The organism is Aeromonas taiwanensis (assembly GCF_000820165.1).
Lineage (GTDB): Bacteria > Pseudomonadota > Gammaproteobacteria > Enterobacterales > Aeromonadaceae > Aeromonas > Aeromonas taiwanensis.
In genome coordinates this window covers 41,651-56,538 of sequence record NZ_CDDD01000065.1, presented here as the reverse complement: position 1 = coordinate 56,538, position 14,888 = coordinate 41,651, and the positions used below count along the sequence as shown (strand labels likewise).

Below are 14,888 nucleotides of genomic sequence, written 5' to 3'. Positions count from 1 at the left end.
GAAGGAGGCGTGCGCACGCCGGGCAGCACGGAGAAGCAGAGGCCGTGAGCCTGATCCGGGCCGTGATAGGGATCCTGCCCCAGGATCACCACCTTGACCTCGTCCAGCTCGGTCAGCTTGAAGGCGTTGAAGACCTCGGTCGCCGGCGGATAGATCACCTTGCCAGCCTCCCGCTCGGCCCTGACCGTCGCCAGGGTCGTCTTGAAGTACTCCTGCTCTTTCTCCGAACCAATCACATCTTTCCAGGTCAGCACGCCCGTCTCCTCTCTTCGCAAATCACACCGACAACCCAGGCTGGCGCACCAGCCTCCCCTGCTCCGACGCCACCTTTCTGTCCAGGCTGGCGCCGCGTCACCCCGGTCAACGAAGCAAGGGGCTCAGGATAGGGGCCCGGGCGGCAAGACGCAACCGCAGCCCGGCCAGGGCCGCCCGCCATGGGTGCGGCTCGCGCTGCCTGCTTGCAGGGTGTGAAGACGAGCATTCGACCAAGGGGGATAGCCCGGGAGACGGCTCCCCCCTGCCACGGGCAGGGAGGGAGTTCATGTCTTCCCCCTCCCCCTCAGCCATCCCGTGACATGAAAAAAGGACTAAAGATGTAGTTAATTTACTAGATATAGATATTCAAAAATGCATAATTCATATATCTTACAAAATCGCAAAAATGATCTCTTTTTGATTAAACTCAATAAATTAATATCTTGCCGCGCCGAAAAAACGCGCATTTATTGATTTGGATCAATTTTCGTATTATTACCATCGTGATATATATGACCCCAACGAAGTAAAGGTGTAAGGCAAGGCCCCGTTAAATCATCCCGTCATCCAGGTGGTTTAAAAACATCAGGGTAATGTGCTTACCGTTGAATCCGCTTTCCTATGAGGAGTCATACCATGATCAAGGGCATCCAAATCACCCAGTCCGCCAATACCGCACTGCTGAACTCTTTCTGGCTGCTGGACGAAGAGAAGCAGCAAGCCCGTTGCATCTGCGCCAAGGGCGACAGCTTCGCCGCCGATCAGGAAGTCAACCTGGCTGATCTCGGCCAGTTCGAATACCGTGAACTGCCGGTCCAGAGCGAGCCGGTGGTCGAAGGGGGTCAGCACCTGAACGTCAACGTGCTGCGCCGCGAGACCCTGGAAGACGCCATCGCCAACCCGGAGAAGTACCCGCAGCTGACCATCCGCGTCTCCGGCTACGCCGTGCGCTTCAACGCGCTGACTCCGGAGCAGCAGCGTGACGTGGTCACCCGTACCTTCACCCAGAGCCTGTAAGTCACTCTGCGTAAAAAACGAATGAAAAAACGGCCCGTGCGGGCCGTTTTTTTTATGGGTAACCGTCATGCTCAAAGGACGGTTCAGCCCCGCAGATCCACCGGCTTGGCCGCCACGGGTTTCGCCAGGGCCTCCTGCATCTTCTCCTCATCAAGCTGATCGCAATAGCGGGCCACCACCAGGGTCGCGACGCCGTTGCCGATGAGGTTGGTCAGGGCGCGGGCCTCCGACATGAAGCGATCGATCCCGAGGATCAGAGCCAGCCCCGCCAGCGGCAGGTGCCCCACCGCCGAGATGGTGGCCGCCAGCACGATGAAGCCGCTCCCGGTCACCCCGGCCGCCCCCTTGGAGGAGATGAGCAGCACCACCAGCAGGGTGAGTTGGTGGAACAAGTCCAGCGGGGTATTGGTCGCCTGGGCGATGAAGACGGCGGCCATGGTCAGGTAGATGGAAGTCCCATCCAGGTTGAAAGAGTAACCGGTCGGGATCACCAGACCCACCACCGACTTCTTGCAGCCGAGCGCCTCCATCTTCACCAGCATGCGCGGCAAGACGGATTCGGAGGAGGAGGTTCCCAGCACGATCAACAACTCTTCACGAATGTAGGAAATAAAGCGAACAATGCTGAAGCCATTGGCCTTGGCGATGCTGCCGAGCACCAGGAAAATAAACAGCAGGCAGGTCAGATAGAAGCTTGCGATTAATTGACCCAGCTGTACCAGGGAGCCGATGCCATATTTTCCTATGGTGAAGGCCATGGCACCAAATGCCCCGATCGGTGCCAATTTCATGATCATGTTGATGATCCCGAAAATAACATGGGAGAAGCCATCAATGATATTGAAGATGGTTTTTCCCTTCTCCCCGATATGATGCAGGGAGAAGCCGAACAGGACCGCAAATAACAGCACCTGGAGGATATTGCCACCGGCGAAGGCCCCGATCACGCTAGCCGGGATCACGTCCAGCAGGAAGGCGACGATGCCCTGTGACTGGGCCTGATCCGCATAGACCGAGATGGCGCTGGCGTCGAGCGAAGAGGGGTCCACGTTCATGCCGGCCCCGGGCTGCAGCAGGTTGACCACGCACAGGCCGATGATGAGGGCCAGGGTGCTCACCACCTCGAAATAGATCAGCGCGATGGCCCCCGTCTTGCCCACCGCCTTCATGCTCTCCATGCCGGCGATCCCCGTCACCACGGTGCAGAAAATAACGGGGGCGATGATCATCTTGATTAATTTCACGAAGCCATCACCGAGGGGTTTCATATCGGCGCCCAGGCTTGGATAAAAATGCCCCAGCAATATGCCGATGGTGATTGCCAATATCACCTGAAAGTAGAGGCTGCTGACTATTTTCTTGTGCATGCTCAACGTCCTGTTAATTAATTGACTCGGGTGATGGCAAAAAATGCATGCAGCGATCCGCGGCGAGATAGTTGGCTATCTCACCCGCTTCATACCTTTCACCATCCAGACGGTCGCTACTCTTGCACGTCAAAAAGGGCAATTAAGAGACATCAATCACACAACATATTTAACATCATTAACACCACGGAAACATGAGTGTTATATGACAACAACAAGTGCCATTCGAATATTTAAAATAAAAAATGCCCCGCATGGCGGGGCATTGTTGTCCGGGAAAGCGGAGGGATCAGACGGAGGTGTCGAGGGGCTCGAAGCCCTTGACCAGATCGTCGATGGCCTTCATCTGCTTGAGGAAGCCTTCCAGCTTCTCCAGCGGCAGGGCGCTCGGGCCGTCGCAACGGGCCACCTTGGGGTCAGGGTGGGATTCGATAAACAGACCCGCCAGGCCCACCGCCATGCCGGCACGGGCCAGCTCGGCCACCTGCTCTCGGCGACCGCCGGAGGCGGCGCCCATGGGGTCACGGCACTGCAGGGAGTGGGTCACATCGAAGATGACGGGGTAGCCGCCCGTGCTCTTCTTCATGACGCCCAGGCCCAGCATGTCGACCACCAGGTTGTCATAACCGAAGTTGACGCCGCGCTCGCACAGGATCAATCGATCGTTGCCGCACTCCTCGAACTTGTCGGTGATGTTCTTCATCTGGCTCGGGCTCAGGAACTGCGGCTTCTTGATGTTGATGACGTTGCCGGTGCGGGCCATGGCCTCCACCAGGTCAGTCTGGCGCGCCAGGAAGGCGGGCAGCTGGATGACGTCCACCACTTCCGCGACCGCCTTGGCCTGGTGCGGTTCATGCAGATCGGAGATGACCGGCATGCCGAAGGTTGCCTTGAGCTCCTGGAAGATCTTCATCCCCTCTTCCAGACCCGGGCCGCGGTAGGAGTGGATGGAAGAGCGGTTGGCCTTGTCCCAGCTCGCCTTGAACACGAACGGGATGCCCAGCCGGCTGGTCACTTCCACGTACTTCTCGCACACCGCCATGGCCATGTCGCGGGATTCCAGCACGTTCATGCCGCCAAACAGCACGAAGGGCTTGTCGTTGGCGACGTCGATGCCATTGACCTTGATATTCTTCTGTTCCATCTCAGGCTTCCTCAGTGAAGGGACTTGGAGTTCGAATCCAAGCTAAGCCGCTGTGCCTGGGCACGTCGACCTTGATACGTTTCATCTCGCCCCTTCCTCAATGGAGGGGCTTGGGGGTCAGATCCAGCGTGGCCAGCTGGGTTTTCAGCACGTCGGCCACAGGGTCATCCGGGCATTGCTCGATAAAATATTCGAAATCGTCGGCGGCGAAGCGCGGGCAGTCCAGCTGCTCGTAGATGAAGCCCCGGTCCCGCGTCTCCAGCGGATCGCCGGGCTTCATGCGCAGCAGCAGTTCGCTGCAACGCAGCGCCTCTGTCATCCGTTCCTCCCGCAGCAGGGCGCCCTTGCTGACGTTGAGCAGGCGCTCGATGATCTCCCACTGGCCCGCAGGCTGCAAATGATCGTCGCTCAGGATGGCCAGGTTGCCGAGGGCACCGCGCAGCAGCAGCTCGATGCGGTGCCGGCTCAGTTCGTCACCGTTGAAGGGGTCCACATAGACCTCCCCGTCCAGGCCGGCGAAGCTCAGCAGGAAGTGGCCGGGGAAGCAGATCCCCTCCACATCCAGGCCGATCTTGCGGCCCAGCTGGATGATGAGGATGCCAAGACTCACCGGTATGCCCTTGCGCCTGGTCAGCACCTGGTTCAGGTCGCAATTGGCCACAGAGAAGTAATCCTGCCAGTCGCCACGAAACCCCAGGGTCTGGTAGAACCCCTGCAACAGCTGACGGCGCACCTCGTCGCAGTCCCCCTCGGCAATCGCCTCGTCCAGCCAGGCGTCGAGGCGGGCCAGTTCGGCCTCCCCGCTCCCACCCTGTCCCCGGATCTCGTCGCTCACCGACAGCGCCAGCTCGGCGATGTCATGGGCTTCGAAATCGGTCCATTCGTCCACGCGTATCATCGTCGTCATCCCTAACCGAACAGGCTGGCCTGTTTCAGGACAGCAAGCTTGGCGATAAAGAAGATCCACCCCAGGGCCCCCAGGAAGGCAAACCAGCGAATGCCGTTGCTGCGTGCCAGGCGCAGGGCCATCATGGCCAGGAACACCACCACCAGCACCGAGGTCAGCTTCTCCGCGAGCCAGGGGATGGCGTTGTTCAAGGGATTGAGGCCCAGCAGCATGCAGAGCAGCACGCCGGTGAGCACCACCAGGCCGTTGAGCCAGCCGCTCACCTTGAGAGTGCGGGCGCCCCCTGCCAGAGCGGAGCCGGTCTGCAACCAGTAAAAGCGCAGTATGAACATCAGCACGGCCCCGACTATCAGGGCGAGGTGCAGATGCTTGAGAGCAACATACATAACAGTTCCTTGCACCAGGGCGGGAGCCTCCCGCCCGTCATCATCACTGAGCCAGCCGCCCCAGGGTCACTCGCTCGTTATCACCGTAATCGCGCACGGTTTCCACCTGGTCGTAGCCCTGCTGCAGCAGGAGTTGACGCACTGCGGCTCCCTGATCCCAGCCGTGCTCCAGCAGTAGCCAGCCACCGGACACCAGGTGGGCAGGTGCGCCTGCCACGATAAGGCGGATATCCGCCAGTCCCTGCTCGTCCGCCACCAGGGCGGAGCGGGGCTCGAAGCGCACGTCCCCCTGATCGAGGTGCGGGTCCGCTCCGTCGATGTAGGGGGGGTTGGAGACGATCATCGCAAATCGCGGGGCGCCCGAGAGCGGTTCGAACCAGCTGCCGTCCCGCACCGTGACGGGCAAGCCCAGCGCGGCGCTGTTGGCGCGGGCCAGGGCGGCGGCCTCCGGCATCCTGTCCACGGCCCATACATCGGCATCGGGTCGCTCGGACTTGAGCGCCAGCGCGATGGCACCGGTGCCGGTGCCGAGATCCAGCAGGGCGCAGGGGCCTGCAGGCAGCCGCGCCAGCGCTTGCTCCACCAGCACCTCGGTATCCGGGCGCGGGATCAGGGTCGCCGGACTCACTTTCAGCGGCAGCGACCAGAACTCCCGCTCCCCGATGAGGTGGGCGATGGGCTCGCCGTTCAGACGGCGCGCCAGCCAGCCCTGCAGGGTCGCCTGCTGGGCCGCATCGAGCTCGCGCTCCGGCCAGGTCATCAGGTAGCTGCGCCGGCACTCCAGCAGATGGCACAGCAGGGCATCGGCATCGGCGCGGGGGGACTCCCCGGAGGCCAACGTCGCCATGATGTGGGCGCGGGCCTGCTGGATCTGCATCAGTTGCTCTCGGCCAGGGAGGCGAGCTGGTCGGCCTGATACTCCTGCACCAGGGGGGTGATCACGCAGTCCAGATCCCCCTCCAGGATCTCGCCGAGGCGGTACAAGGTGAGGTTGATGCGGTGCTCGGAGAGGCGCCCCTGGGGGTAGTTGTAGGTGCGGATACGCTCGGAGCGATCGCCGGATCCCACCAGGTTGCGGCGGGTGCTCTGCTCGGCGGCGCGGTGGCGCTCATCCTCGGCCGCCTGCAGGCGGGCGGAGAGCACCGACATCGCCTTGGCGCGGTTCTTGTGCTGGGAGCGCTCGTCCTGGCACTCCACCACCAGGCCAGTGGGCAGGTGGGTGATGCGGATGGCGGAGTCGGTCTTGTTGACGTGCTGGCCGCCCGCCCCGGAGGCGCGGAAGGTGTCGATCTTCAGCTCGGACGGGTTGATCTCGATCTGCTCGGCTTCCGGCACTTCCGGCAACACGGCGACGGTGCAAGCGGAGGTGTGGACCCGCCCCTGGGACTCGGTTTCCGGCACTCGCTGTACCCGGTGACCACCGGATTCAAACTTGAGACGGCCGTAGACATGCTCTCCGTCCACCTTGGCGATCACCTCCTTGTAGCCGCCGTGCTCGCCGTCGTTGCAGCTGACGATGGAGACGCGCCACCCCTGGCGTTCGGCGTAGCGCGAATACATGCGGAACAGATCCCCCGCGAAGATGGCCGCCTCGTCGCCACCGGCGCCGGCGCGGATTTCCAGATAGCAGTTGTTGTCATCCTTGGGGTCGCGCGGCAGCAGCATCACCTGCAGCGCCTGCTCCTGGGCCTCGAACTCGGCCTTGGCCAGCGGCAGCTCCTCCTGCGCCATCTCGCGCAGGTCGGCATCCTCCTCTTCCAGCATCAGCCGGGTGGTCTCGAGGTTCTCCTCCGCCTGACGGAAGCGCTGGAAGCCGTGAACGATGTCTTCCAGCTGGGCATATTCCCGGGTCAGGGCGCGGTATCTGTCCTGATCCGAGGCGACCCCGGGCTCCCCGAGCAGGGCCTGTACTTCTTCGTGGCGCTCGATGAGGCCTTCCAGCTTTCTGATCAATGACGGGTTCATAACTCTTGGATTCTCGATGGAGGACGGGACGGCCAAAGGCCGCCCCAACACTATGACTCTTGTGACAACCCCAGCACCTGACGCAGCTGGGCCAGCTTGTGGGTATCCCCCTGGGCGGCGGCCTGGCGCAGGGCCTGGGTCGGTGCGTGGATCAATTTGTTGGTGAGACGGTGCGCCAGTGCCTTGAGGGCCTGCTCGGCATGCTCGCCCTGTTGCAGGGCCAGCAGGGCGCGTTGCAGCTCTTCGTCGGCCACCAGTTGGGACTGGTGGCGATAATCGCGGATGAGATCCACCGAGTGCTGGCTGCGATACCAGCCCATGAAGTCGTCGCGCTCTTCCTGGACGATGAGCTCCGCCTCGGCGGCCGCCCGTTTGCGGGTCTCGAGGTTCTGCTCGATGATGCCCTGCAGATCGTCCACCGTGTAGAGGTAGGCGTCGGAGAGCTCGTCCACCTCGGCCTCGATGTCGCGGGGCACGGCGATGTCCACCAGGAACATGGGCCTGAAGCGGCGGGCCTTCAGCGCCCGCTCCACCATGCCCTTGCCGAGGATGGGCAAGGGGCTCGCGGTGGAGCTGATGACGATGTCCGCCTCGTGCAGGTAGTCCGGGATCTCCTCCAGGGTCATCACCTGGGCGCCGAACTCCTCGGCCAGCAGTTGGGCCCGCTGCAGGGTGCGGTTCGCCACCATCATGCGGGTGACGTTCTGCTCGCGCAGGTGACGGGCCACCAGTTCGATGGTCTCGCCAGCACCGACCAGCAACACCTTGGTCTGGGAGAGATCGGAGAAGATGCGCCGGGCCAGGCTCACGGCGGCGAAGGCCACCGAGACCGCGCTGGCGCCGATCTCGGTGTCGGTCCGCACCCGTTTGGCCACCGAGAAGGACTTCTGGAACAACCGCTCCAGGGATCCCTTTACCGCTTCCGCCTGCTGTGCATGGGCGTAGGACTGCTTTATCTGCCCCAGGATCTGCGGCTCCCCCAGCACCAGGGAGTCGAGACCGCAGGCGACCCGCATCAGGTGGCGCACCGCCTCCTCGTCCCTGTGCTGGTAGATGGCGGAGAGCACCTCGCTCGCCTCCAGTTCGTGGAAGCGCTGCAACCAGTTCAGGACCTGCTCCCCCTGCCCCTGCTCCAGGCTGCAGTAGAGCTCGGTGCGGTTGCAGGTGGAGACGATCACCGCCTCGCTGACGCCAGGCTGCTCCACCAGCTCACGCAGGGCGCGATCGATGCGGTCCGGGCCAAAGGCGACCCGCTCCCGCAAGGCGACACTGGCGGTGTTGTGGTTGATTCCGAGGGCAAGCAGACTCATGGATGGGTGATGATCGTTTCATGCACAGGGTGTAAAGGCCGACAATTGTACGAGAAAGGGTAAGTCTTTAAAAGCGATACGGCCGCCCCGTATACTGTGGCAAACCTTTTGTTCGGAGCACGACCTTGTTCTTGCGTATCTTCTCCCTCGCCTGCCTGCTGGTGCTGGCGGGCTGTACCACCACTCAACCCCAGCGGGATCAGGTCAACTGGCAGCAGGAGCGAGCCCGTCTCGAGCGCCTCACCCACTGGCAGCTGTCGGGCAAGATGGCCATCATCACCGCCCGGCAGAAGGGCAGCGCACGCCTCAACTGGCAACAGGATGGCGACGACTACCGCCTCAACCTCACCAGCCTCATCGGTACCCACATCCTGGAGCTCTCCCGCAGCAAGGGCGAGGTGAGCCTGCTCGACAACGACGGCAAGCTGCACCAGAGCCAGGATGCCGAGGCGCTCGTCTACCAGCTCACCGGCTGGCACATCCCGGTGGCCGGGCTGCCGGAGTGGATCAAGGGGCTGCCGGGCAACGCCGAGTTCGAGCTCAACCCCGACGCCAGCCTCGCCAGCGTGCGCGATGGCCAGTGGCAGATCGTCTATGGCGACTACCGGGATCAGGACGGTTACCGCCTGCCGCACCTGCTGACCATGACGGGTCAGGAGAGCCGCCTCAAGCTGCAGATCAACCAGTGGACGCTGGCACAGTGATGACCCAGGAGCACAGCACCATGATGAGCCCGGGCCAGATCCGCTGGCCTGCACCGGCCAAGCTCAACCTCTTCCTGCACGTCAACGGTCGCCGCCCCGACGGCTACCACGAGCTGCAGACCCTGTTCATCTTCCTCAATCACGGCGACTGGCTCGCGTTCGAGCCGATCCCGGCCAGCGACCAGCTCACCCTGAGCCCCGCGATCCCCGGCGTGCCCGATGAGCAGAACCTCATCATCCGCGCCGCTCGCCTGCTCCAGGCCAGGTTGCCAAGCCCCCAGGGGGCCCACATCCGGCTGGAGAAGGTGCTGCCCATGGGTGGCGGCATCGGCGGTGGCTCGTCCGATGCGGCCACTACCCTCGTGGCCCTCAATCATCTCTGGCGGGCCGGCTTGAGTGAAGACGAGCTGGCCGAACTCGGCGTGCAACTCGGCGCCGACGTGCCTGTGTTCGTGCGCGGCAAGGCCGCCTTTGCCGAGGGGGTGGGTGAACGATTGCAGCCGGTCGAGGTGCCTTCTGCCTGGTATCTGGTGCTCAAGCCAGACTGCCATGTCGCAACGGCGGCCGTGTTCCAGGATCCGGATCTGCCGAGAAATACCCCGAAAATGGCATTGCACAACCTGCTGGACGGAGAGTGGAAAAACGATTGCGAATTGCTGGTGAAAAAGCGCCACCCCGAGGTTGCCAATGCGCTCGGCTGGTTGCTAGAATACGCGCCGTCAAGAATGACGGGCACTGGCGCCTGCGTCTTTGCTCAATTTGAAGACGAAATGGCTGCTCGGAAGGTGTTGGCCAAAGTGCCGGAAGGCTGGGATGGGTTTGTCGCCAAGGGCGAGAACATATCACCACTCTTCGCCACTTTGCAACAAGTCAGTGATTGGGGTATCGCCAAGCGGTAAGGCAGCGGGTTTTGATCTCGCCATTCCTAGGTTCGAATCCTAGTACCCCAGCCAAACTGGCATGATGACGCATCAGAGGTGGACGCCCCCCTGTCCACCCACCCTGTAGGGGGTGATGCGGGGCCATTTTTCCTGTGCTGTGACCTTGTCCGTCATCTTGCTGAATCGTTTGCCCCCAAACGATCCGGGTCTGGAATCAGACTCCCCACATACTGGATGCAACCCCGAGGTTTCAAACCGTGCCTGACATGAAGCTGTTTGCTGGTAACGCAACGCCGGAACTAGCCCAGAAGATCGCAGATCGCCTGTTTATCAAACTCGGCAATGCTGCCGTAGGTCGCTTTAGCGACGGCGAGATCAGCGTACAGATCAACGAGAATGTACGCGGTGGCGATATCTTCATCATTCAATCCACCTGTGCCCCGACCAACGACAATTTGATGGAATTGATCGTCATGGTGGACGCACTGCGTCGTGCTTCAGCTGGCCGTATCACTGCCGTTATCCCCTACTTTGGTTATGCCCGTCAGGACCGCCGCGTCCGCTCCGCCCGTGTGCCCATCACCGCCAAGGTCGTCGCCGACTTCCTCTCCAGCGTGGGTGTGGACCGTGTGCTGACCGTTGACCTGCATGCCGAACAGATCCAGGGCTTCTTCGACGTCCCCGTCGACAACGTGTTCGGCAGCCCTGTGCTGCTGGAAGACATGAAGGCCAAGAACCTCGAATCCCCCGTGGTCGTGTCGCCGGACATCGGCGGCGTGGTCCGTGCCCGTGCCATCGCCAAGCTGCTGGACGACACCGACATCGCCATCATCGACAAGCGTCGTCCCCGCCCGAACGTCTCCCAGGTCATGCACCTGATCGGCGACGTTGCCGGTCGTGACTGCGTCATCGTCGACGACATGATCGACACCGGTGGCACCCTGTGCAAGGCGGCCGAAGCACTGAAAGAGCGCGGTGCCAAGCGCGTGTTCGCCTATGCGACCCACCCTGTCTTCTCCGGCACTGCCGTTGAAAACATCAAGAACTCCGTGATCGACGAGCTGATCATCACCGACTCCATCCCGCTCACCCCGGAGATGAAGGCAGTCGGCAAGGTCAAGCAGCTGACCCTCTCTTCCGTACTGGCAGAGGCCATCCGTCGTATCAGCAACGAAGAGTCCATCTCTGCCATGTTCGAGCATTGATAGACCCCGTTGTGACAAAAACCGCCGAACGGCGGTTTTTGTTTTTTGGTCTCCTGCACACCGCAATCTCCCGGGATCCTGCGCCGACCTGAGTGGCCACACCTGCGCCCGCAAAGCTGACCCCGGCCTCCCGCTTCACGCTTGATGCCACGGAGCTAGCGCTTCGCCCCTCCCAGGCAGCCGGGCACACACCAACCATGTCAACGTGAAAAACCATCAGGGGCCAGCCCCATGACCACAGGATCTCGGCTTTTCGCTGACCGTTGCCGCACTTTGGTTGAGTGATCGCCAGTCGGCGGCTAGAATATTGCGTCCCATTGCCCCGGGCCATCCGCTCATGGCAAGTAGCGAGTGAAGACATCAAGCGTGACAAGTCAAATCAAACTGATTGTCGGGCTGGGAAATCCCGGCCCCGAATATGCCAAGACCCGCCACAATGCGGGGGCCTGGTATGTGGAGCAGCTGGCCCGCTGGCACAATGTCAGCCTGCGCGAAGAGCCCAAGTTCTTCGGCCACACCGCCCGCATCCTGGTGGACGGGCAGGATGTACGCCTGCTCATCCCGAACACCTACATGAACCTCTCCGGCAAGGCCGTGGCAGCGCTCGCGCGTTTCTACCAGATAGCCCCGGAAGAGATCCTGGTGGCCCACGACGAACTGGACCTGCCCCCCGGCATCGCCAAGTTCAAGCAGGGTGGCGGCCACGGTGGCCACAACGGTCTCAAGGACATCATCGCCAGGATGGGCAACAACAATAACTTTTTCCGGCTGCGTCTGGGGATAGGTCATCCCGGTGCCAAGGAGCTGGTCGCCGGCTTCGTGCTCACCAAGGCGCCCAGCAGTGAACAGAGCCTGATCGAAGCCGCACTGGACGAGTCCCTGCGCGCCACCGACATCCTGTTCAAGCAGGACATGACCAAGGCCATGAACCGCCTGCACAGTTTCAAGGCCGAGAAAGTCTGAACACGGAGCCTGGCAAGATGCCAGGCGCGAACAACACGACGGGTCGCCCGCGCGGCCCTCAAACAGCATCCATCAAGTAAGGTAACAATCCATGGGTTTTAAATGCGGTATCGTGGGCCTGCCCAATGTAGGCAAATCCACCCTGTTCAATGCGCTGACCAAGGCCGGCATCGAAGCCGCCAACTTCCCGTTCTGCACCATTGAGCCGAACACGGGTGTGGTCCCCATGCCGGATCCTCGTCTCGACCAGCTGGCGGCCATCATCAATCCGCAGCGTGTCGTGCCGACCACCATGGAATTCGTGGACATCGCCGGACTGGTCGCCGGTGCCTCCAAGGGCGAGGGCCTGGGCAACCAGTTCCTGGCCAACATCCGTGAGACCGAGGCCATCGGTCACGTGGTGCGCTGCTTTGAAGACGAGAACATCGTTCACGTCGCAGGCAAGGTCTCCCCGGCCGACGACATCGAGGTGATCAACACCGAGCTGGCTCTGTCCGATCTGGACGCCTGCGAGCGCGCCATCAATCGCCAGTCCAAGCGTGCCAAGGGCGGCGACAAGGATGCCAAGCTGGAAGTGGAAGTGCTGGAGAAGATCAAGGTGGCGCTGGAAAACGGCCAGATGATCCGCGGCATGAAGCTGGACAAGGAGGAGCTGGACGCCGTTGCCCACCTCAACTTCCTGACCCTCAAGCCCACCATGTACATCGCCAACGTGGCGGAAGACGGCTTCGAGAACAACCCCTTCCTGGACAAGGTGCGTGAGATCGCCGCCGCCGAGAACGCCGTGGTAGTCGTGGTCTGCTGCGCCATCGAGGCAGACATCGCCGAGCTGGACGACGAAGATCGCGCCGAGTTCATGGCGGATCTGGGCATCGAAGAGCCGGGCCTGAACCGGGTGATCCGCTCCGGTTACGAGCTGCTGAACCTGCAAACCTACTTCACCGCCGGGGTGAAGGAAGTACGCGCCTGGACCATTCCGGTCGGCGCCACTGCCCCGCAGGCGGCAGGCAAGATCCACACCGACTTCGAGAAAGGCTTCATCCGCGCCCAGACCATCGCCTTCGACGACTTCATCACCTACAAGGGTGAGCAAGGCGCCAAGGAAGCGGGCAAGATGCGCGCCGAAGGGAAGGACTACATCGTCAAAGATGGCGACATCATGAACTTCCTGTTCAACGTGTAATCACCTGCGCCATCAAAGCGCATTGATGGCGGGGTTGCTCCCTGAGCTCGGCACCGTTCGAGCCAGGAAGCAACCCCGCTTGCTGTCAGGCTGCGACCATAGTCCCGCCCTCATCAGTCACCCCGGCCAGCCAGCCTTCCATCTCCCCCACCAATCACCATCCCCTGCAACGGCTCTCCTCTGTACGTCATCGGGATTGCTCACCCCCTTCTCTTAATTCCTTTTCTTGCTCCCTTTTTGCCGCTTCCCGTGTACAAGGAGAGATCGCCGCTTTGTGGCATGCGTGGGGCAGGAATCAATAAAACGAATGTCCACGAAACAGACGGTTCCTGAAGAGAGCACTCTGGGTGATCTCTTCAGATATCGGGAATGGGAGAGAGCGGGCTTTTCGCTGGGGAAGAGTATGCCGAGACGGGGAAGAACAACGGGTGTAGGCCCCGGGGAAGCGAGCCAGGGCGGTACACTTATCTTGTTACAACAACGACTTCTCTCTGATCAACCTGTGGCGTGATGGCCACAAAGTAATTTCGACCCCCTCCTTTGCCATAAGGACTTCTCATCTCTTCCCAAGAAGCCCCCCCCGATGAAGTGGGATCATCGGGAATGGGCGAGGAGGAACAGGCGGCGAGAAATAGCGGTGCTGCTATTAGCAAGGCAAGCTTTAACGTTTTCATATCAACGTCCTCTGTCCAGCCAATGGGCTGGACTTGCGAGTATCATTTTAGTTCAGTCGCTCGCACAGGACTCCTTATGGCCAAGGCCCACATTGACCCTCGCTGGCCTGCCAACCAAAATCTTTTTTGAATTCAATACGCAAGCGCTCTCAACTCATTATCAAAAGAGTTTCTACAAATAATTAACATTCAAACTACTGTACAAGACATTGCCTCCACTCATCCCCTCTTATCGAGGCCAGCACGCAGGAAGATGCCCACGCACTCACGATGGCAGAGACAGCTGGCACGTTGCCGGTCCTCGAGCGTGTAGAGAAGATCGCGGTTTCAGCCAAAAACAGGGCGCCATCGTTGAAAACCACTGTCATCGCCAGCCAGAGAGGAGGTGGCAGGCCGGCTTGGCCCCTGAACAGGCGTTTACCTCTCTTGTCGTCAAAGACCACCCCACCTAGCAGATTCGGTGCCCACCTCTGGCTGGGCGGAATGCAGCGGCTCGAGTGACGGCGCGAAAAACAGGCAACAAATGAAAGCAACGGCATGATTTCGCTGATATTAACTCCCCTTGTCCCGCCACGCCCTCATCCGGTTCCATGCTGCCGGGACCCTCTATCGGCCTGCCGCCCCCGGGTGACACTCACCAGAAAATGCCTCGGCAAGGGCTGAAAATGCGAGAATTGTTGGGGTTTTGTGCAGCACGGGCGAAGAAGTCGCCAAACTCACCGCTTTTGCGTTTTTCTGGGGAAAAAAGGGTTGACGCCCCAGAGCCAGATACGCATAATTCCGGCCGCACAGTGATGAGGCAACGAAGCACTGGAAGCAAGGTTGGCTATGTAGCTCAGTTGGTTAGAGCATCGCACTCATAATGCGGGGGTCACAGGTTCGAATCCCGTCATAGCCACCATCTCTAGTTGGGGTATCGCCAAGCGG

Annotated in this window: 13 protein-coding genes, 2 tRNA genes and 1 pseudogene; 8 read left to right on the top strand and 8 right to left on the bottom strand. The window is 61.2% G+C overall.

Going from position 1 to position 14,888, the window contains the following annotated elements:
* Positions 1-254, bottom strand: a pseudogene (locus BN1136_RS12180) (uracil-DNA glycosylase); the annotation flags it as partial.
* Positions 255-891: 637 nt separating this feature from the next.
* Here BN1136_RS12180 and grcA point away from each other — a divergent pair.
* Complete coding sequence (gene grcA, locus BN1136_RS12175) at positions 892-1,272, top strand: autonomous glycyl radical cofactor GrcA (protein WP_043762063.1); 381 nt, start codon at positions 892-894, stop codon at positions 1,270-1,272.
* Between the two features lie 83 nt (positions 1,273-1,355).
* Here grcA and BN1136_RS12170 read toward each other — a convergent pair whose 3' ends face one another.
* The 7 genes from BN1136_RS12170 to hemA all read right to left on the bottom strand — a co-directional run bounded on the left by BN1136_RS12170 (position 1,356) and on the right by hemA (position 8,351).
* Positions 1,356-2,639, bottom strand: coding sequence for a dicarboxylate/amino acid:cation symporter (locus BN1136_RS12170; protein WP_043762064.1), 1,284 nt, complete (start codon positions 2,637-2,639; stop codon positions 1,356-1,358).
* A 289-nt stretch (positions 2,640-2,928) separates the two neighbouring features.
* Positions 2,929-3,783: a 3-deoxy-8-phosphooctulonate synthase gene (gene kdsA, locus BN1136_RS12165; protein ID WP_043762065.1), complete on the bottom strand. Its 855-nt coding sequence runs from the start codon at positions 3,781-3,783 to the stop codon at positions 2,929-2,931.
* A gap of 97 nt (positions 3,784-3,880) precedes the next feature.
* Positions 3,881-4,681, bottom strand: a complete 801-nt coding sequence (locus BN1136_RS12160; protein WP_043762066.1) for a SirB1 family protein — start codon at positions 4,679-4,681, stop codon at positions 3,881-3,883.
* 11 nt (positions 4,682-4,692) lie between these two features.
* Positions 4,693-5,076, bottom strand: coding sequence for a SirB2 family protein (locus BN1136_RS12155; RefSeq protein WP_043762067.1), 384 nt, complete (start codon positions 5,074-5,076; stop codon positions 4,693-4,695).
* A gap of 43 nt (positions 5,077-5,119) precedes the next feature.
* Positions 5,120-5,953 (bottom strand): peptide chain release factor N(5)-glutamine methyltransferase, encoded by an 834-nt coding sequence (prmC, locus tag BN1136_RS12150; protein ID WP_043762068.1) that lies wholly within the window; start codon positions 5,951-5,953, stop codon positions 5,120-5,122.
* Complete coding sequence (prfA, locus tag BN1136_RS12145; protein ID WP_043762070.1) at positions 5,953-7,041, bottom strand: peptide chain release factor 1; 1,089 nt, start codon at positions 7,039-7,041, stop codon at positions 5,953-5,955. The genes prmC and prfA overlap by 1 nt, the downstream gene beginning before the upstream one ends.
* Positions 7,042-7,091: 50 nt before the next feature.
* Positions 7,092-8,351 (bottom strand): glutamyl-tRNA reductase, encoded by a 1,260-nt coding sequence (gene hemA, locus BN1136_RS12140; protein WP_043762072.1) that lies wholly within the window; start codon positions 8,349-8,351, stop codon positions 7,092-7,094.
* A gap of 125 nt (positions 8,352-8,476) precedes the next feature.
* Here hemA and lolB point away from each other — a divergent pair, with 125 nt between their 5' ends.
* The 7 genes from lolB to BN1136_RS12105 all read left to right on the top strand — a co-directional run bounded on the left by lolB (position 8,477) and on the right by BN1136_RS12105 (position 14,862).
* Positions 8,477-9,055 carry a lipoprotein insertase outer membrane protein LolB gene (gene lolB / locus BN1136_RS12135; protein WP_043762073.1) on the top strand — a complete coding sequence of 193 codons (579 nt, stop codon included), beginning with the start codon at positions 8,477-8,479 and terminating at the stop codon, positions 9,053-9,055.
* A complete protein-coding gene (gene ispE / locus BN1136_RS19505) occupies positions 9,055-9,954 on the top strand; it encodes a 4-(cytidine 5'-diphospho)-2-C-methyl-D-erythritol kinase (protein WP_231557873.1) in 900 nt (299 codons plus the stop codon). Before lolB ends, ispE begins: the two co-directional genes overlap by 1 nt.
* Positions 9,934-10,008, top strand: a tRNA-Gln gene (locus BN1136_RS12125). Before ispE ends, BN1136_RS12125 begins: the two co-directional genes overlap by 21 nt.
* Positions 10,009-10,193: 185 nt before the next feature.
* Positions 10,194-11,141, top strand: coding sequence for a ribose-phosphate pyrophosphokinase (locus BN1136_RS12120; RefSeq protein ID WP_010673845.1), 948 nt, complete (start codon positions 10,194-10,196; stop codon positions 11,139-11,141).
* Between the two features lie 366 nt (positions 11,142-11,507).
* Positions 11,508-12,104 carry an aminoacyl-tRNA hydrolase gene (gene pth / locus BN1136_RS12115; protein ID WP_039039597.1) on the top strand — a complete coding sequence of 199 codons (597 nt, stop codon included), beginning with the start codon at positions 11,508-11,510 and terminating at the stop codon, positions 12,102-12,104.
* 91 nt (positions 12,105-12,195) lie between these two features.
* Entirely contained in the window at positions 12,196-13,287 is a 1,092-nt protein-coding gene (ychF, locus tag BN1136_RS12110; protein WP_043762075.1) for a redox-regulated ATPase YchF, read from the top strand.
* Positions 13,288-14,785: 1,498 nt separating this feature from the next.
* A tRNA-Met gene (locus BN1136_RS12105) sits at positions 14,786-14,862 on the top strand.
* The last annotated feature ends 26 nt before the right edge of the window (positions 14,863-14,888 follow it).

Excerpts from the sequence above, each read along its gene's own strand:
- grcA (WP_043762063.1), top strand. The coding sequence starts at position 892 with ATGATCAAGGGCATCCAAATCACCCAGTCCGCCAATACCGCACTGCTG.
- BN1136_RS12170 (WP_043762064.1), bottom strand. The coding sequence starts at position 2,639 with ATGCACAAGAAAATAGTCAGCAGCCTCTACTTTCAGGTGATATTGGCA.
- kdsA (WP_043762065.1), bottom strand. The coding sequence starts at position 3,783 with ATGGAACAGAAGAATATCAAGGTCAATGGCATCGACGTCGCCAACGAC.
- BN1136_RS12160 (WP_043762066.1), bottom strand. The coding sequence starts at position 4,681 with ATGATACGCGTGGACGAATGGACCGATTTCGAAGCCCATGACATCGCC.
- BN1136_RS12155 (WP_043762067.1), bottom strand. The coding sequence starts at position 5,076 with ATGTATGTTGCTCTCAAGCATCTGCACCTCGCCCTGATAGTCGGGGCC.
- prmC (WP_043762068.1), bottom strand. The coding sequence starts at position 5,953 with ATGCAGATCCAGCAGGCCCGCGCCCACATCATGGCGACGTTGGCCTCC.
- prfA (WP_043762070.1), bottom strand. The coding sequence starts at position 7,041 with ATGAACCCGTCATTGATCAGAAAGCTGGAAGGCCTCATCGAGCGCCAC.
- hemA (WP_043762072.1), bottom strand. The coding sequence starts at position 8,351 with ATGAGTCTGCTTGCCCTCGGAATCAACCACAACACCGCCAGTGTCGCC.
- ispE (WP_231557873.1), top strand. The coding sequence starts at position 9,055 with ATGACCCAGGAGCACAGCACCATGATGAGCCCGGGCCAGATCCGCTGG.
- ychF (WP_043762075.1), top strand. The coding sequence starts at position 12,196 with ATGGGTTTTAAATGCGGTATCGTGGGCCTGCCCAATGTAGGCAAATCC.